The organism is Paenirhodobacter sp. YD-8, from assembly GCF_056590935.1.
The window spans coordinates 1,262,494-1,278,227 of the sequence record NZ_CM152649.1; the positions used below are offsets into that span (position 1 = coordinate 1,262,494).

General features: G+C 72.0%; 18 protein-coding genes. 5 read left to right on the forward strand and 13 right to left on the reverse strand.

The annotated features are described in order from the left end of the window. Positions 1-23 precede the first annotated feature (23 nt). Together AC0QTQ_RS06210 and AC0QTQ_RS06215 are read right to left on the reverse strand one after the other, a co-directional pair. Positions 24-827 (reverse strand): VOC family protein, encoded by an 804-nt coding sequence (locus AC0QTQ_RS06210; protein ID WP_480258735.1) that lies wholly within the window; start codon positions 825-827, stop codon positions 24-26. 75 nt (positions 828-902) lie between these two features. Beyond that, positions 903-1,325: a DoxX family protein gene (locus AC0QTQ_RS06215; RefSeq protein WP_121534897.1), complete on the reverse strand. Its 423-nt coding sequence runs from the start codon at positions 1,323-1,325 to the stop codon at positions 903-905. Positions 1,326-1,455: 130 nt separating this feature from the next. Here AC0QTQ_RS06215 and AC0QTQ_RS06220 point away from each other — a divergent pair, with 130 nt between their 5' ends. Beyond that, a complete protein-coding gene (locus AC0QTQ_RS06220) occupies positions 1,456-2,346 on the forward strand; it encodes a LysR family transcriptional regulator (RefSeq protein ID WP_121534898.1) in 891 nt (296 codons plus the stop codon). On the opposite strand, the gene AC0QTQ_RS06225 is transcribed toward AC0QTQ_RS06220, so the two are convergent. The 7 genes from AC0QTQ_RS06225 to AC0QTQ_RS06255 form a co-directional block, all read right to left on the reverse strand. Continuing rightward, positions 2,343-3,626: an NAD(P)/FAD-dependent oxidoreductase gene (locus AC0QTQ_RS06225; RefSeq protein WP_480258736.1), complete on the reverse strand. Its 1,284-nt coding sequence runs from the start codon at positions 3,624-3,626 to the stop codon at positions 2,343-2,345. The genes AC0QTQ_RS06220 and AC0QTQ_RS06225 overlap by 4 nt on opposite strands. A gap of 70 nt (positions 3,627-3,696) precedes the next feature. Beyond that, complete coding sequence (locus AC0QTQ_RS06230) at positions 3,697-4,518, reverse strand: energy transducer TonB family protein (protein ID WP_480258737.1); 822 nt, start codon at positions 4,516-4,518, stop codon at positions 3,697-3,699. After that, on the reverse strand, positions 4,515-4,898 hold the full coding sequence (locus tag AC0QTQ_RS06235) for an ExbD/TolR family protein (RefSeq protein WP_480258738.1): 384 nt from the start codon (positions 4,896-4,898) through the stop codon (positions 4,515-4,517). Before AC0QTQ_RS06235 ends, AC0QTQ_RS06230 begins: the two co-directional genes overlap by 4 nt. A 4-nt stretch (positions 4,899-4,902) precedes the next feature. Further along, the gene (locus tag AC0QTQ_RS06240) at positions 4,903-5,268 is read right to left on the reverse strand and encodes an ExbD/TolR family protein (protein ID WP_480258739.1); all 366 of its coding nucleotides are present in this window, start codon (positions 5,266-5,268) and stop codon (positions 4,903-4,905) included. 3 nt (positions 5,269-5,271) lie between these two features. Then, a complete protein-coding gene (locus tag AC0QTQ_RS06245; RefSeq protein ID WP_480258740.1) occupies positions 5,272-5,946 on the reverse strand; it encodes a MotA/TolQ/ExbB proton channel family protein in 675 nt (224 codons plus the stop codon). Then, the gene (locus tag AC0QTQ_RS06250; protein WP_480258741.1) at positions 5,943-6,353 is read right to left on the reverse strand and encodes a hypothetical protein; all 411 of its coding nucleotides are present in this window, start codon (positions 6,351-6,353) and stop codon (positions 5,943-5,945) included. Before AC0QTQ_RS06250 ends, AC0QTQ_RS06245 begins: the two co-directional genes overlap by 4 nt. Next, positions 6,347-8,449, reverse strand: a complete 2,103-nt coding sequence (locus AC0QTQ_RS06255) for a TonB-dependent receptor domain-containing protein (RefSeq protein ID WP_480258742.1) — start codon at positions 8,447-8,449, stop codon at positions 6,347-6,349. Before AC0QTQ_RS06255 ends, AC0QTQ_RS06250 begins: the two co-directional genes overlap by 7 nt. A 189-nt stretch (positions 8,450-8,638) precedes the next feature. Between AC0QTQ_RS06255 and AC0QTQ_RS06260 the strand changes: the two genes are divergently transcribed. Genes AC0QTQ_RS06260 through AC0QTQ_RS06275 form a run of 4 tightly spaced genes read left to right on the forward strand, consistent with a single transcriptional unit; the run spans position 8,639 to position 12,377 of the window. Next, complete coding sequence (locus AC0QTQ_RS06260; protein ID WP_121534905.1) at positions 8,639-9,682, forward strand: hemin-degrading factor; 1,044 nt, start codon at positions 8,639-8,641, stop codon at positions 9,680-9,682. Continuing rightward, entirely contained in the window at positions 9,679-10,533 is an 855-nt protein-coding gene (locus AC0QTQ_RS06265) for a heme/hemin ABC transporter substrate-binding protein (RefSeq protein ID WP_480258743.1), read from the forward strand. Before AC0QTQ_RS06260 ends, AC0QTQ_RS06265 begins: the two co-directional genes overlap by 4 nt. A gap of 1 nt (position 10,534) precedes the next feature. After that, positions 10,535-11,593, forward strand: coding sequence for a FecCD family ABC transporter permease (locus tag AC0QTQ_RS06270; RefSeq protein WP_480258744.1), 1,059 nt, complete (start codon positions 10,535-10,537; stop codon positions 11,591-11,593). Between the two features lies 1 nt (position 11,594). Further along, positions 11,595-12,377 (forward strand): heme ABC transporter ATP-binding protein, encoded by a 783-nt coding sequence (locus AC0QTQ_RS06275; protein WP_480258745.1) that lies wholly within the window; start codon positions 11,595-11,597, stop codon positions 12,375-12,377. A gap of 65 nt (positions 12,378-12,442) precedes the next feature. Here the strand turns inward: AC0QTQ_RS06275 and AC0QTQ_RS06280 are convergent, their stop codons facing one another. The 4 genes from AC0QTQ_RS06280 to AC0QTQ_RS06295 form a co-directional block, all read right to left on the reverse strand. Beyond that, positions 12,443-14,125 carry a c-type cytochrome gene (locus AC0QTQ_RS06280; protein ID WP_480258746.1) on the reverse strand — a complete coding sequence of 561 codons (1,683 nt, stop codon included), beginning with the start codon at positions 14,123-14,125 and terminating at the stop codon, positions 12,443-12,445. A gap of 129 nt (positions 14,126-14,254) precedes the next feature. After that, positions 14,255-14,767 carry a DUF2244 domain-containing protein gene (locus tag AC0QTQ_RS06285; RefSeq protein ID WP_480258747.1) on the reverse strand — a complete coding sequence of 171 codons (513 nt, stop codon included), beginning with the start codon at positions 14,765-14,767 and terminating at the stop codon, positions 14,255-14,257. Between the two features lie 84 nt (positions 14,768-14,851). Continuing rightward, positions 14,852-15,280, reverse strand: coding sequence for a DUF6691 family protein (locus tag AC0QTQ_RS06290; protein ID WP_480258748.1), 429 nt, complete (start codon positions 15,278-15,280; stop codon positions 14,852-14,854). Continuing rightward, complete coding sequence (locus AC0QTQ_RS06295; RefSeq protein WP_480258749.1) at positions 15,280-15,711, reverse strand: YeeE/YedE family protein; 432 nt, start codon at positions 15,709-15,711, stop codon at positions 15,280-15,282. The genes AC0QTQ_RS06290 and AC0QTQ_RS06295 overlap by 1 nt, the downstream gene beginning before the upstream one ends. Positions 15,712-15,734 lie beyond the last annotated feature (23 nt).

The following is a 15,734-nucleotide window of genomic DNA, read 5'->3' on the forward strand; positions in this document are numbered from 1 at the left end:
GCGGCCCTTTTTCTTTGCACCGCTCAGGCGGCGCGGGCAAGCGGCGCGGGTTCGAGCGTCACGCGGTTGCCCCAGGGGTCGGCGAAGGCCGCGCCCGCGGGCCCCGCGCCGGGCGCGACGCTCAGCACCAGTTCCGCCAGCCCCGCCGTGCCCTCGGCCCGTGCGCCCGCCCCGGCGCTGCGCCAGGTGTTGGTGGCGAGGTGGTGGTGATAGCCGCCCGTGGCATAGAAGGTGGCGCCCGGGCTGCGCTCGGTCACGTCAAAGCCGAGGGTGCCGGCATAGAAGGCCTCGGCCGCGGCCAGATCGCCGACCTGAAGATGCACATGGCCGATCACCGTGCCTGCGGGCGCGTCCCGCCAGTCGCCGGGCGCGGCCTGCATCAGCCCCTGCACGTCGAGCGGGAGGGAGGTCATCTTTACCCGCGTGCCGTCGGTCTGCCACTCGGCCCGCGGCCGGTCGGCATAGATCTCGATGCCGTTGCCCTCGGGGTCGCGCAGATAGGCGGCCTCGCTCACGAGGTGGTTCGAGGCGCCGTCGATCCGCAGCCCGCGCCCGATCGCAGCCCGCATCCAGCGGCCGAGGTCGGCGCGCTCGGGCAGCAGGAAGGCGGTGTGAAAGAGGCCCGCCCCGCGCGGAGCAAAGACGGCGGCCGGGTCGTGGCGCAGCTCGAGAAGCGGTGTCGATCCGATCCCGAGCACCAGGCTCTCGCCATCGCGGCGCAGGGCCGCAAGGCCGATCGCGGTCTGGTAGAAATCGCCGACCCGGTCGAGGTCGCGCACCGTCAGCGCCACGCGGTTGACGGTCATCGGGGCATCATTGCTGGCCATGGTCCTGTCTCCTGTGTCGGGATGGAAGAAGGGGCCGGGCGTATCGCCCGGCCGGGCATCAGAGGGATCGGGCGGTCAGGCCAGGGTGAAGGCGAGGAAGCCGCCACCGATCAGCGCCTGAACGAAGAGGGCGAGCCCCCAGAAAGCCGGGTATTCCCAGCCGCCGTTGGGGTTGGTGAACCAGAAGCCGTTCTTGCGGTGGCCGAACCAGGCGGCGCCCAGGATCACCGGGATCATCACCAGCGCCACGAGGCTGGTCTCGAAGCCGACGATCAGCGCGATGCCACCCAGCACCTCGGCCGCCATCGTCGCATAGGCGAACCAGCCGGGCAGGCCGAGCGAGCGGAAATAGCCCGCGGCGCCCGCGGGGGTGAAGACGAAGATCTTCAGCCAGGCATGCGCCAGGAAGAGCCCGCCGAGGCTGACGCGCAGCACCAGCGCGGCGAGAGCGATGGCCTCGGCCGAGCCGAAACCGAAAGTCGAGAGAAGCGAAGTCATGATCCGTATCCTTGTCCGTGTCGGCGGCCGCCGTGGCCGTCCCTGTGATGGGGAAGAGATAGCGCCTTGCATCACGGCACAGAATGGGCATTATCATTCAATCAATTTCGCCATTTTGGAGATAATCTGAATGGATCTGCTCGACGGCATCCGCACCTTCGTCGCCGTGGCCGAGAGCGGCTCGTTCACCGCCGCGGCGGCACGGCTGGGCATCACCAACAAGGTGGCGAGCAAATACGTCGCGGCGCTCGAGGAGCGGCTGGGCCACACGTTGCTGTACCGCACCACGCGGGCGGTCTCGCTGACCGATGACGGGGCGCGCTGGCTGCCCTTTGCGCGGGCCGCGATCGATGCGGTCGAGGCGGCGCAGGGCGCCTTGCAGGAGCCGGGCGAGGGGCTGACCGGGCGGCTGCGGCTGGCCTGCGGCACGACGCTGGGGGAACTCGTGGTGGCCGACACGGTGCGCGCCTTCCTGGCCGAGCATCCGGGGATGCGGGTCGAGATGGTGATGTCGGACGGGCTGACCGACCTTGCCGCGGGCGGTTTCGACATGGCGGTGCGCATCGGCATCCCGCTCGATTCCAGCCTGCGGATGCAGAAGGTGGGCGAGACCGTGCTGCGTGTCGCGGCGAGCCCCGCCTATCTCGCGCAGGCGGGCGTGCCGCTGCATCCGGCCGACCTTGCCCAGGGCCATCGCGCGCTTCTCGACCTGAACGAGGCGCGCCCGGGCCGGTGGGGCTTCGAGACGCCCGAGGGGCCGGTGACGATGACCCTGCCGGGCAGCCTTGCGGTGAACAGCGCGGCGATCACCATTCGCATGGCCCTGGCGGGCGACGGGCTGGTACATGCGCCCGATATCTTCCTGGCGCCGCATCTGGCGGCCGGAACGCTGGTCGAGGTGCTGGGGGATTTCGCCGGGCCGGCGCATCCCATTCACCTGCTGACCCTGCCCACGGCCTTTCGTCAGCACAAGACCACCGCCTTCGCCGCGGTGCTGCGCCGCCGGCTTGCCGCGCTCTAGCGGCCGCGCAGGCGGTCGCGCAGCAGGAAGGCGGCAGTGGCGATCTCGGCCCCCGCCCGCCAGAAGCGCTGAAGCGGCATCGGCGTGATCCGCGGCCGCACCGGCAGGTCGATCCGGGCGCGGCCGCCGCTGGCGATGCGGGTGGCGATCGCCGCGCCCGCCACCGTCGCCATCGCCACGCCGCGGCCGTTATAGCCCAGCATCAGGTGCACGCCCGGCTCGGGCGCGATCAGATGCGGGAAATGGTCGGCGGTGACGGCCACCTGGCCATGCCAGCGGAAAGGCCAGTCGAGCCCCTTCAGCGCCGGCCAGCGCGCCTCGGCATGGCGGGCGAGGTGGCGATAGTCGGCGGCGCTGCGGGCGTCGCGCTGCGGCCCGCGGCCGCCGATCAGCAGCCGCCCGGCCTCGTCGAGCCGGTAATAGACCCCCTCCCAGTCGGCCTCGTACAGCGCCGATCCCGCCGGCATCACGGCGCGCCGCAGCGCCTCGGGCAGCGGGTCGGTGGCGGCGATATAGGTGTAGACCGGCGCGATCACCCGCTTCAGCCCGGGCCAGAGATTGCCGGTATAGCCGTTGGTGGCGATCACCAGCTCGGGCGCCAGCACCGCGCCCTGTGCCGTGCGTACCCGCCACAGCCCGCCTTGGCGGGCGACGGCAAGGGCGGGGCTCTCGCCATGCAGCCGGGCGCCGGCGCGCTGCGCGGCAAGGGCAAGGCCGCGGGTATAGGCGAGCGGGTTCAGATGCCCGCCGCGCGGATCAAGCGCCCCGGCGCGGTAGAAGTCGCTGCCGGTCGCGGCCCGCATCTGCGCACCATCGAGCAGCCGCACCGCCCCGCCGCGCGCCGCGCTTTGCCGGACAAGTTCACGCAGCTCGGCCACCCCCGCGGCATCGACCGCGGCGCGGATCGTGCCGGTGCGGGCGGGGGCGCAGTCGATGCCGTGCTTGTCGATCAGGTCAAAGACCACCCCGGGCGCGCGATGCGCCAGCGCCACCATGCGCCCGCCCAGATCCTGGCCCCACCGCGCCTCGACCGCGTCGGGCAGCAGTTTCAGCCCCGGGTTCACCTGCCCGCCATTGCGCCCCGAACAGCCATGGCCGATCGCCTGGGCCTCGAGCAGCGTGGCGGACAGTCCCGCCTCGGCCAGATGCAGCGCGCTCGACAGCCCGGTCAGGCCGCCGCCGACGATCGCCACATCGGCGCGGATCTCGCCGGCAAGCGGCGGGGCGTTGACCTGTGGCTTGGCGGTGGTGGTGTAGAGGGGGCGGAAAGCGTCGGGCATCGGCGGGCTCCGGGGCAGGGGAGCCCCAGATCTGCCCCGGCGCGGCGTCGCCGTCCAGCCCGATCGGGGCTCAGCCGCGGGCGCTGAACTCGAAGGAGAAGCGCGCGGGCGTCTCGGGCGGCGGCGGGAAGGGCGCGGCGCGGCGGATATGGTCGAGTGCCGCGGCATCGAGCGGTGCCGAGCCCGAGCTGCGCAGGATCGTGACCCGCGCCAGCCCGCCGCCCGGAGCGATCTCGAAGCCGACCAGCGCCGTGCCGCGGCCCGAGCCACGGTGCTGCGGCACGGCGCGGATCTTGCGGATCACCGCGGCGGCATAGCGCGCGGGCGAGGCGGCGGTGCCAGAACCGCCGCCCCCCGCCGTGCCCTGCGCCTGCGTGCCGCGGCCGGCCTCGCTGCCCTGTGCGGCGCCGCGGCGCGCGTCGTGATCGGCATTGCCGCGGGCCTGCGCCTTTTGCGGCGCGGCGGCGGCCTTGCGCGGCGCCTCTGCGGCCTTGCCGGGGGCTTTCGGGGCGGGCTTCGGCTTTGCGGCGGGGGTCGGCTGCGGCCGAGGCGCGGGATCGGGCAGGGCGGTCAGGGGCTCGGGCGTGGGCGCCGGGGCCTGTACGGCCGGCACCACGGGATCGAGCGCCTCGGCCACGGGAGAAAGCGCCGCGACGGGCGCGACCGGCTGCGCGCCCTCGGCCGTCTCGGCCGGCGCCACCGGGGCAAGGGTACCCTGAGCGAGATCGGCAAAGCCGTTGCCGAGAAGCGCGATCTCGGTGCCACCACCGCCGCCGGGCGGCGCCTCGTTCAGCCCCGGGGCCGAGCCGGCCAGAACCAGCGCGTGGACCGCGCCCGACAGCAGCAGCGCCGCAACCGCCACCGTGCGGCCAAGGATGGATCTGCGGGTCATTCCTTCCCCTCCCGTTCGGCGAGAATGCGCACCTCCTGCGCACCGGCGGCGCGCAGCGCGCGGGCAAGTGCCACCAGTGCCGCGGCGGGGGCGGCGCGGTCGGGCAGGATCCGCGCGGTGCCGGCGGTGTCGGCGGGCAGGGTGGCGACGAAGCCTGCCGCATCTGCCACCCCCTCGGGCCAGAGGGCCGTGCCCTCGGCATCGAGCGCGACGGTGCCGCGCATCGGGGCCGGGTCGCCGCCCGTCAGATGCGCCAGCTGCAGCCCGGCGGGCGGGCGCGCGCCGATCGCGCCGGCGACCAGGAAGAAGGTCAGCAGCAGGAAGACCACGTTGATCAGCGCGATCGTCGGTTCCGAGCGGCGGCGGGCGAAACGGTGCATCGGCTTACCCCAGCACCTGCACCCGGGCGCCCGGCACGCGGCGCAGGGTGGCAAGGAGATCGGCAAGGCGCTGACTGCTGACGCCGGGCGCCAGCGCGACGAGCAGGCGCGGCGAGGTCTGGCCGGCCAGCGCCTCGGGCAGGGCCTCGGTGTCAAGGGCGCGGCCGTTCAGGCTCAGCCCGTCCGCGCTCAGCCGCACCAGCATCGGCCGCTCGCCCGTCGTGACCGCCCCCGCGCCGCCGGTCGCCAGCGGCAGTTCGGTGGTGCGGGTGAAGGTGGTGGCGAGCATGAAGAACATCAGCAGAAGGAAGATGACGTCGATCAGCGATGTCATCGACAGCGGGCGGCGGAGGCGGGGACGGGTGGCCATGGCTCAGCCCTGCACGGCAACCAGCGGGCGGGATGCGGTTTCGGGCGTCTCGGGCAGGGCCGGGCCGCACAGCACCTCGACCATCAGCGCCGCGCCCTGCGCCTCGCGCGCGATGCGGCTTTCGGTCCAGCTGAGAAACAGCGACACCGGCATCGCGATGCCGAGCCCCATCGCCGTGGTCAGCAGCGCGACCCAGATCCCGCCGGCGAGCTGCGACGGGTCGACCGAGGACCCGCCCGCCTGCAGCGTCTGGAACGCCTCGATCATCCCCAGAACCGTGCCGAACAGGCCCAGAAGCGGCGCCGTCTGCGCGATCGCGTCAAGAAGGCGCAGCCCGGCCTCGGCGCGCGCGGCATGGGCCTCGGTCTCGGCCTGAAGGCGGGGGCGGAGCGTTTCGGGCGCGCCCGCGGCCATCGCCCGCGCAGCGAGCCGGTCAAGCGCACTGCGCCCCGAGGCGAGGCGGGCCATCGCGGCGGTGCGCTGGCCTGCCTGCCAGTCGGCGAGCGCGGCGGCAAGCGCCGGATGCGGGCCGACGCGCAGCATGGCCAGATCCCACAGTTTCCACAGCACCGCCGCGCCGGCGATCACCGAGATCGCGAGCAGCAGCGCCACCACCCAGCCCCCGAGGGCCACGAAATCGACGAGCGCCGCATGCGCCGCCGCGAACCATCCGCTCATCCCGTCACCTCCATGCCCGCAACGCGCGAGGCGGGGGCGAGGGCGCCGATGCAGGCCCCCTCCGCCACGCCCTCGCAGCGCGTCGCGCCGTTGATCAGAACCTGCCCGATCGTGCCGCAGTCGGTGCCGGCCAGATCGAACTGCCGCAGCCGCGGCTTGCCCGCCGGCAGGTCGCGGAAATCGAGCAGCATCAGCCGCTCGACCTCGCCCGCCTTGGTGAACACCACCGCTTCCAGCACCAGCGCCGAAAGATCGGCGCCAAGCTGGTTCTCGGCCAGGAAGCTCAGCCGGCAGGCCGCCCCTTCGGGGGCGGCTCCGGCCAGTGTCAGTCCGAGCCGGGGGGCGTCTTGCGCGGCAAGCGGGGTCGCCGCCGCGCAAAGCGCTGCAAGAAGCGCTGCCCTTACCACGTGATCGCCTTCGCCAGCGACAGCTTGACGTTGCGCCCGGGCGCGTTGTCGAGCGACAGGTTGTTGCGATAGTCGCGGTCGAAGACGTTCTCGACGCCGAGGTTGACCTGGAGCCCCTGCAGCGCGCCATCCTGCGGCGCCCAGGTGACGAAGAGGTCATGCACCGCAAAGCCCGCGCCCGAGGTCGTGCTGGAGGCGGTGGTGATGCCCGAGAAGCCCTGCACCCGCCAGCCGGCCCGGATGCCCTGATCGGGGAACTTGGCACCCAGCGTCAGCGCGATGTTCTCGGCCGGCGTGTCGGTCAGGGTCTTGCCGGTCGCGTCGTCCTTCGACTTCACCTTGGAATAGGCAAGCTGACCGAACCAGCGCTCGGCCTCATAGGCCGCCTCGAGTTCGCCGCCCCAGATCTTCGCCGAGTCGATGTTGTGGAAATAGGGCACGTTGACCGACCCCGAGGGGTTCGCCGCGATCAGGTCGGTGAGGTCGTTGTGGAAGAGCGTCGCCTTCGCGGTCAGGCTGTCACCCTCGCTGAGCAGGCCCTGGGTCTGATAGGTCAGGCCCGCCTCGATCGTGGTCGCCTTTTCCTTGTCGAGGTTGAGGCTCGGGGTGCGGCCGGCGCTGCCGCGGCCGTCGCTCTGGTACAGCTCGTCAAGCGTCGGCATCCGCTCGGTGCGGGCGAGCGAGCCGAAGACGCCCCAGCTGTCGTTCAGCTCGTAAAGTGCGGCGATCTTCGGCGAGACGGCGGTGCCGCTCTGATCGGTGCCGCCGGCGGCCGCGGCCGCGCTGTCGGGGCTCAGCCAGCTGCGGTCGGCGCGCAGGCCCGGGGTGATCGTCAGCCGGTCGTTCCAGACGAATTCACCCTGCACATAGAGGCCGAGCTTGTCCTCGGTGCCGCCCGGGTGGAAGGCCAGCGCGCCGAGCGAGGAAGTGGCGAAGCGGTTCTGATGCGAGAGCTGCGCGCCGAGGGTGACATAGTTCTCCCAGGCGCCGCGGCTCATCTCGATGGTGTTCTCGACCTTGAGCGCCGTCGTCTCGTAGCTTGCGGTGTTCGGACAGAGCACCTGATAGCTGCCGGGCGAGCAATAGGCGCCGAGCGAGAAGTTGTCGCGCTCGGTCGAGGTCTTCGAATAGCTGAGCGTGGCGTTCAGGTTCAGCCAGGGATTGCCCGCGCCCTCGTGCGCATAGGTCAGCGCCACGGTGTCGTCGATCGCATGCAGGTCCGAGGTGCCGAAATAGCTGGCCACCGCGCCGCCGGTCTGCGCCACCGCGGCCTTGTCGAGGTCGCTGTCGGTGCGCGACAGGCTGAAGGTCAGGCGCTGGTCCCCCGCCTCGCCGAAGTGGTAGTTGCCCTTGATCAGCCCCGACCAGCGCTCGCCCGCCGTCGCCTGGATGGTGTCGCCGGCGCCGTCCTTCATGTCGCCCGAGTTGCCGGTCGAGAAGCTGGCGAGCAGGTCGGCGTTCGCACCGAGCTTCTGCGCCAGCGTCACGGTGCCGACGGTGCCGTCGCCGTTGCTGTCATAGCTGCCCTTGAAGCGCACCGCGCCGGTCTGGCCCTCGGGGATGAAATCGGTGGCGTCCTTGGTGGTGAAGTTCACCACGCCGCCGATCGCGCCCGAGCCGTAGAGGGTCGAGGACGCCGGCCCGCGCAGCACCTCGACACGCTTGTAAAGCTCGGGGTCGCCGAAGAACGAGCCGGTGCGATACTGCTCGAAGAACTTCACCGCGCCGTCGACGGTGACGATGATCCGGTTCTGGCTCGAGGTCTGCTCGGCATTGCCGATGCCGCGGATGTTGAAGGCCTGACCAAGGGCGCGCGCCGAGGCGCCCGCCGCCTGCACGCCCGGCACATTGGCGAAAAGATCGCCGATGCTGCGCGGCTGTTCGCGGTCGAGGTCCTGCTGGTCAAGCACGGTCACCGCCTGCGGCGTGTCGATCGCCACTTTCGGCGTGCCCCAGCCGAAGACCAGCCGGCCAAGCAGGGTGAAGGCGCTTTCGGCCTCTTGCGCCGCAAGGGCGCCGGGTTGGGCCGCGATCAGCGCGGCGGTGGTGACGGTGAGCAGAAGGTGCCCGCGACGGGCGGAAGGCAAGCGTGCCATGGTGTCCCCTTTGTGTCTCTGCGGGGGGCTGGCACGAAGCTGGCGGTGCAGAATCTGGCTTGATCTCTCTGGCGACGGGCCTTAAGGAATCCGAGTTAATTAGTCAAGTATGTCTTCCGACATCTCATCGCGCCCAGCCGAGGCCCTGCCTCCCGCCAGATCCGCGCCTCCATCGACAAGAGGAACGCCATGGCCGCTGACGGCACCCTGACCCATCCCCTGACGAGCGACCGCATCCGCGCCCTGCGCGCGGAGGAGCCGAAACTGCGGGCGCGCGACTTTGCCGCCCGCCACGGCCTTGCCGAGGCCGAGCTGGTGGCGGCGCAGGTCGGCCACGGGGCAACCCGTATCGCCGCCCATCCCGATCAACTGATCCCGCTGGTGTGCACGCTTGGCGACGTGATGGCGCTGACCCGCAACGAGAGCTGCGTGATCGAGCGGCGCGGCACCTACGAGAAATACCACTCGGGCGCGCATGCGCAGATGGTTCTGGGCGACGAGATCGACATGCGATTCTTCGGCAGGCACTGGCTCCATGCCTTCGCGCTGGAAGACGGCGACAGCCGCTCGATCCAGGTCTTCGATGCGGCGGGGGACGCCGTGCACAAGGTGCATCTCAAGCCGGAATCCGATGTCGCGGCCTTTGCCCGGCTGGTCGAGGCGCTGCGGCTTGACGATCAGTCCGACAGCCTTGCGCTCGAGCCCCGCGCGCTGACCGAGGCACCGAAGGGCGATGCCGAGCGGGTCGAGGTGCTGCGCGCCGAATGGGCGAAGATGACCGACACGCATCAGTTCCTGCGCCTCGTCTCGAAGCTCAAGTTCAACCGGTTGGGCGCCTATCGCCATGCGGGCGCGCCCTATGCCGTGGCGATGGCGCCCGAGTCGGTGGGGCTGCTGCTCGACCGCGTCGCGGCATCGCAGACGCCGCTGATGATCTTCGTCGGCAATCAGGGCTGCATCGAGATCCACAGCGGCACGATCGAGACTGTCACCCCGATGGGGCCCTGGATCAACGTGCTCGACCCGCGCTTCAACCTGCACCTGCGCGGCGACCACATCGCCGAGGTCTGGCTGGTCGACAAGCCGACGAACAACGGCCCGGCGCTGAGCCTCGAGGCCTTCGACGCCGATGGCGGGCTGATCCTGCAGATCTTCGGCTCGCGCAAGCATGGCGGCATCGACGCCTTCAACGCGACGCTTGCGGGGCTGCCGCGCAAGGAGGCGGCGCAATGATCGGCGCGCGCCTTGCCGCGCCGCTGCTGGCGGCGTTGCTCGCCGCGCCGGCGCTCGCCGCGCCGCCCGAACGGGTGGTCAGCCTTGGCGGCGCGGTGACCGAGATCGTCGTGGCGCTTGGCGCGCAAGACCGGCTGGTGGCGCGCGACAGCACTTCGGACTATCCGCCCTCGGTCACGGCGCTGCCCGATGTGGGCTATGTCCGCGCGCTGTCCCCCGAAGGGGTGCTGGCGCTTGGCCCTGACCTGATCCTCGCCGAGGCGACGGCGGGGCCGCCCGAGGCGATCGAGGTGCTGCGCGCGGCGGGGGTCGCGTTCATCACCCTGCCGGGCGCGGCCTCGCCCGAGGGCGTTCTCGAGAAGATCGCGGTCGTGGGCCATGCCCTTGGCCGCGAGGCGGCGGCGGCCGAGCTGACCAGCAGTTTCCGCGCCCGGATGGCGGCGGCCGAGCGCGCCGCGGCCGAGGTCGCGCAGCGCAAGCGCGTGCTCTTCGTGCTGGCGATCCAAGGCGGGCGGGTGATGGCGGGGGGCGAGGGCTCCTCGGCCGATGCGATCCTGCGCCTCGCCGCGGCCGAGAACGCCGCGACCGGGTTCACCGGCTACAAGCAGATGACCGACGAGGCGGTGCTTCAGGCTGCGCCCGATGTGATCGTGATGATGGACCGCGAGGGCGATCTGGCGGTCACCGATGCCGATGTGCAGGCGCATCCGGCGCTTGGCGCGACGCCCGCGGCGCGGGCGGGCGCGGTGATCCGGATGGACGGGATGCTGCTTCTGGGCTTTGGCCCGCGCACCCCCGAGGCGGTCGAGGCCCTGCACGCGGCGCTTTATGCCCCGGCGGAGGGCGGCTGAGATGGCGATGGCGCTCGACCTGCCGCGGCCGGGGCAGCCGCGGGCGGCGCGGCTGCGGCCCTGGCTGGTGGCGCTGCTGCTGGCGGCGGCGCTCCTGTCGGTGGGCAGCGGCGCCGCCGGCGTCTCGCTGCACGGTGTGCTGGGCGATCTGCTCTCGGGGCAGGGGATCTCGGCACGCGACAAGGTGGTTCTGCTCGACATCCGCCTGCCGCGGCTGGCGATGGGGATCCTCGTCGGCGCCGGGCTTGCGGTGGCGGGCGCGGTGATGCAGGGGCTCTTCCGCAACCCGCTTGCCGATCCGGGCATCGTCGGTGTCGGCGCGGGGGCCGGGCTTGGTGCGGTGGGGGCAATCGTTCTGGGCGGGCTTCTGCCCGGCGCGCTGGTCGCGACCTTGGGGCAATACCTTGTGCCGGTCGCGGCCTTTCTCGGCGCCTGGGGCGCGACGCTGCTGCTTTATCGTGTGGCCAGCCGCGGCGGGCGGACCTCGGTCGCGGTGCTGCTGCTCGCGGGCATTGCACTTGCCGCGATGGCCGGGGCGCTGACCGGGGTGCTGACCTATCTCGCCGATGACCGGCAGCTGCGCGATCTGACCTTCTGGGGCATGGGCTCGCTTGCCGGGGCAAGCTGGCTGCGGCTGATCGCGGGGGCGGCGCTGATCGCGCCGGCACTGCTGCTTGCGCCGCGGCTTGCGCGCGGGCTTGATGCGCTGGCGCTTGGCGAGGCGGCGGCCGCGCATATGGGCACGGATATCGAGCGGCTGAAGCGGCACAGTGTCCTTGTCGTCGCGGCGCTGGCGGGCGCCGCGGTCGCGCTGGCGGGCGGCATCGGTTTCGTCGGCATCGTCGTGCCGCATCTGCTGCGGCTGCTGGCCGGGCCCGGCCATCGCCGGTTGCTGGTCGATGCGGCGCTGCTGGGCGCGGCGCTGCTGGTGCTCGCCGATCTCGTCGCGCGCCGCGTCGTGGTGCCGGCAGAACTGCCGATCGGCATCGTCACCGCGGTCTTGGGCGCGCCGGTCTTCCTGTGGATCCTGCTGCGCCGCCGCGGCTTCGGGGGGCTGTGACATGCTGCGCATCGCCGATCTGCATGTGCGTCTTGGCCGGTCCGAGGTGCTGGCGGGCATCGACCTTGACGCCGCGCCGGGCGAGGTCACGGTGATCCTCGGCCCGAACGGTTCGGGCAAGTCGACGCTTCTGCGCGCGGTCTCGGGCGAGATCGCCTATGCCGGCTCGGTCCGCCTTGCCGGCCACGAGGTGGCGCAGACCGCGCCCTGGCGGCTTGCCGCGCTGCGCGGCGTGATGGAACAGGCGAGCACCGTCGCCTTCCCCTTCACCGTCGCCGAAGTCGTGCGCCTTGGTCTGCAATCGGGGATCGAGGCGGGCGAGGAGATCGTCGCCGCGGCGCTGGCCGAGGTCGGGCTCTCGGCCTTTGCCCACCGGCCGATCCAGGAGCTGTCGGGCGGGCAGCAGGCGCGGGCGCATCTGGCGCGGGTGCGGGCGCAGGTCTGGCACCCTTCGGGCCATGCCGGGCCGCGCTGGCTCTTGCTCGACGAGCCGGTGGCCAGCCTCGACATCGGTCATCAGGTCGAGGTGATGGCGATCCTGCGCCGCTTTGCGCAAGGCGGTGGCGGCGTCGTCGCGGTGCTGCATGACCTGAACCTGGCGGCCAGCGTTGCCGACCGGATCGTGCTGATGGCTGCGGGCCGGATCGAGGCGGCGGGCCCGCCCGAGGCGGTGCTGCGCGACGATCTGCTGTCGCGGGTCTACGGCTGCCCGCTGCGGGTCGGCGTGGCGCCGGCGCGCGGGCCCTGGGTGCTGCCGCCGCCGATCGAGGCGCTGTCGGCCTGATCCGGCCCGAACACATGAAAAGGGGGCGGCCGGGCCGCCCCCTTCGTCGTTTCAAGGGCCGGCGATCAGTTCGCCGCGCCCTCGGCCGCGATCTGCGCCCGCGCGACGTCGGTCAGCTTCGGCGAGACGCTCTCGGCCGCGCTCAGCCCCGCGGGCTTCGGCAGCGGCGCGCCGATGTCGCCCATCTTGCCCGCCGGCGTCGTCAGCCCGTAGGTGTTCGAGCCGCGCTGGAAGAAGCGGCGCGTGTCCTCGACCGAGCCGAGCCAGCGCGGGTCCTGCGGCCGCTGGTGGCTGTCGATGTAGAGCGCCACGTCCCAGGCATCGGCATCGCTGAGATCGGCATTGCCGAGCGGCATGTTGTGCTTGATGAAGCCCGCGGCCTTCTCGAGGTCGTGCATCCCCGCGCCCCAGTTGAACGAGTTCTCGCCCCACAGCGGCGGGAAGGCGACGTGATCGCCGTTCTTCACCCCGGCGCCGTCGCTGCCGTGGCAGGCGGCGCAGCGCGCCTCGTAGACGGCCTCGCCGCGGGCGTAATCGGGCTTCTGTTCGGGCACCGGCAGGTAGATATAACCGCGCGGCTCGATGATCGCGTCCGAGGGGATGCCGGTCGCCAGCCACTTCATGTAGCTTTCGAGCGCGACCATCACCTTGCTGTTCGGCGCTGGCGGCGTGCCGTTCATCGAATAGGTGAAGCAGCCCGCAAGCCGCTCGTAGAGCGTGTTCACATGCAGGTTCTTCGAACGATACTGCGGGAAGTCGACGGTCGTCGCCCAGATCGGCGCGGCATCGGCCTTGGCGCCGGCGTTCAGGTGGCAGTTGGTGCAGGCGAGGTCGTTGCCGACATAGGTGCCGCGCAGCTGCTGGGTGTTGATGAAGATGTCGCGGCCGAAGCGGATCATCTCGCCCTCGGGCCCCTCGGGGATCTGGTCGGGCGTGGGCGGGGTGTGGGTATAGACCTTCGGGTTGTTGATCCGCTTTTGCTGCTTCTCATAGGCGGTCTGCGCGGCGGTCCAGTCGATGGCGTCCGCGAGCGGCGAGGCCTTCATCTTCGGCATGTCCCAGGCGAGGTTCGCCGCGGTGTAGCCGGTGACATGGCCCGCGGTCGGGTCGAGCGTGGCGACGAAGGCCGCGAGCGCCGCACGGTCCTCGGGCGTGAGCTTGCGCGCGACCGCGGCCATCAGCGCCACGGTGCTGTCGTCCGAGGGCTGATCGCCTTCGGCCAGCTGCTCGAGCCGGGTCATCACATAGGCGGGCTCCTGTCCGGCGATGCGCGGGAAGGTGGCGCTCTGGCCCTCGCCGTTCTGGCCGTGGCAGCTGGCGCAGGCAGGCACGCCCGCATCCCAGGCGCCATTGCGGAAGATCGCCTCGCCGCGGGCGACATCGGCGGGGGTGTCGGTCTCGGGCAGCGGCCAGTCCTGCTTCTCGGGCGCAAGCGCGGCGAAATGCGCGGCAAGCGCATCGATCTGCGCCTCGCTCAGCTCGGGGGCGATGCCCGACATCGTGTCGCCGCGCCGGGTGCCGGCGGCAAAGCCGCGCAGCGCGCCGGCGAGGAAGCCCGCGTCCATGCCCGCGATCATCGGTGCACCGACATCGGCACTGCCGAGCCCGGTCTCGCCATGGCAGGTGGCGCAGGCGGGAACGGTGTCGGTGCCCTCGGTGATCAAGGTGGTGATGTCGTCTCCGGCCTGGGCTGCGCTCGCGGCGAGCAGCAGCGTCAGACCGGCAAGCGTCTGGCGACGGGCGTGCATGGCTGGACCTCCCTGTCCTGTCCCTGAAATGCGTGGTGCGATGTTTTGTCCTATTGGATCGTGCCGTGTCGGGATATCGGGGTTTACCCCTAGGGTGCCGCAAAAGCGGGCGATCCGCACGGAAAACCGTCAATCCACGGTTGCGCCGGGCCCCGCGGCGGCACGCAGCGCGTCGAGCCGGGCGCTCAGCTCGGCATGGAGCGCACGGCGCTCGGCCGGGGTGAGGAAGGCGCCCAGCTCGACTTCGCGCGGGCCGCCGGCAAGGGTCAGGTAATCGGCGACCGGGCCGCCGCTCGGGTGCAGGCAGGGACGCACCCACCACGGGTTCGCCTGCCATTCGCGCGGCACGGTGCCGCGCGCCTGCCGGGTCAGGGTGATGCGTCCGGGGCTCAGATCGAGCCGCTCGACGATCTCGCCCGCCCGCCAGGACCGGCCAAGCGCGACCCAGAGCGCCCAGAGCGTGGCGCCGATGAAGGGCAGCAGCCCCCACAGCACCGGCGAGCCGAGCGCGGCGAGCAGCGGCAGGCTGAGCAGCGCCGCGGTGATCGAGATGAAGGTGACGAAGCCCGCGGGCGGCAGCGAGCGATGGGGCCAGAGCAGGAGCCTGACCTCGGGCACAGAGCCTAACCAGCGGTAGGGCATGGGGATGCCTCGCAACATCGCGCCCCCCAGCCTAGGCGGGAGGGCGCGACGCGGCAAGCCTGCAGGCGGGCCTTCGGGGGAGGATCAGGCCGGCTGCAGGCTGCGCCGGGCGGCGAGGCGGGCGTGCACGATCATGCCGCCCGCCATCGCGAGGGTGAAGGAGAGGCCGGTGACCCCGCTCCAGCCGAGCGAGGCAAGCGCCGGGCCGGGGCAGAAGCCGGCCAGCGCCCAGCCCGCGCCGAAGAGAACCGAGCCCGCGACAAGCCGCGCGTCGATGCGCGGGGCGGGGGCGGGCGGGAAGGGGGCGCCGGTCAGCGCGCGGCGGGTGCGCGCGGCGATGCGCCAGGCGACGATCATCGGCGCCACCGCGCCGCCCAGCACGAAGATCAGCGTCGGGTCCCAGGCGCCGGCGAGGTCGAGAAAGCCCTGCACCTTCGCCGGATCGGTCATCCCCGAGACCAGCAGGCCAAGGCCGAAGAGCGCGCCCGAAAGGGCGGAAATCACGAGACGCATCAGATCGCTCCGAGCAGGTGGCGGACAAGGAACAGGGTGACGAAGCCGGCGCCCAGATAGACGAGCGTGGCGACGATCGAGCGCGGCGCAAAGCGCGCCATGCCGACGACGCCATGGCCCGAGGTGCAGCCATTCGCCATCCGCGTGCCGATGCCCACGAGAAGCCCCGCCAGCACCACGAGCGGCAGCTCGCGCGCCTGAGCGAAGGCCGGCGCGCCGAAGGCGAGGGCGGCGAGTGCCGGGGCCGCGATCAGCGCCGCGACGAAGGCAATCCGCTCGCGCGCCGGATCCTCTCCCGCCAGCAGCGTGCCGAGGATGCCGCTTGCGCCGAGGATGCGGCCGTTGCCGAGCAGCAAGAGCGCCGCCGAGGCGCCGATCATCAGCCCTCCGGCAAGGCCGGCGATCCAGTCATGGGGAATCATCGCGAACATGGCGGTCCTTTCGTTCCTGCCCG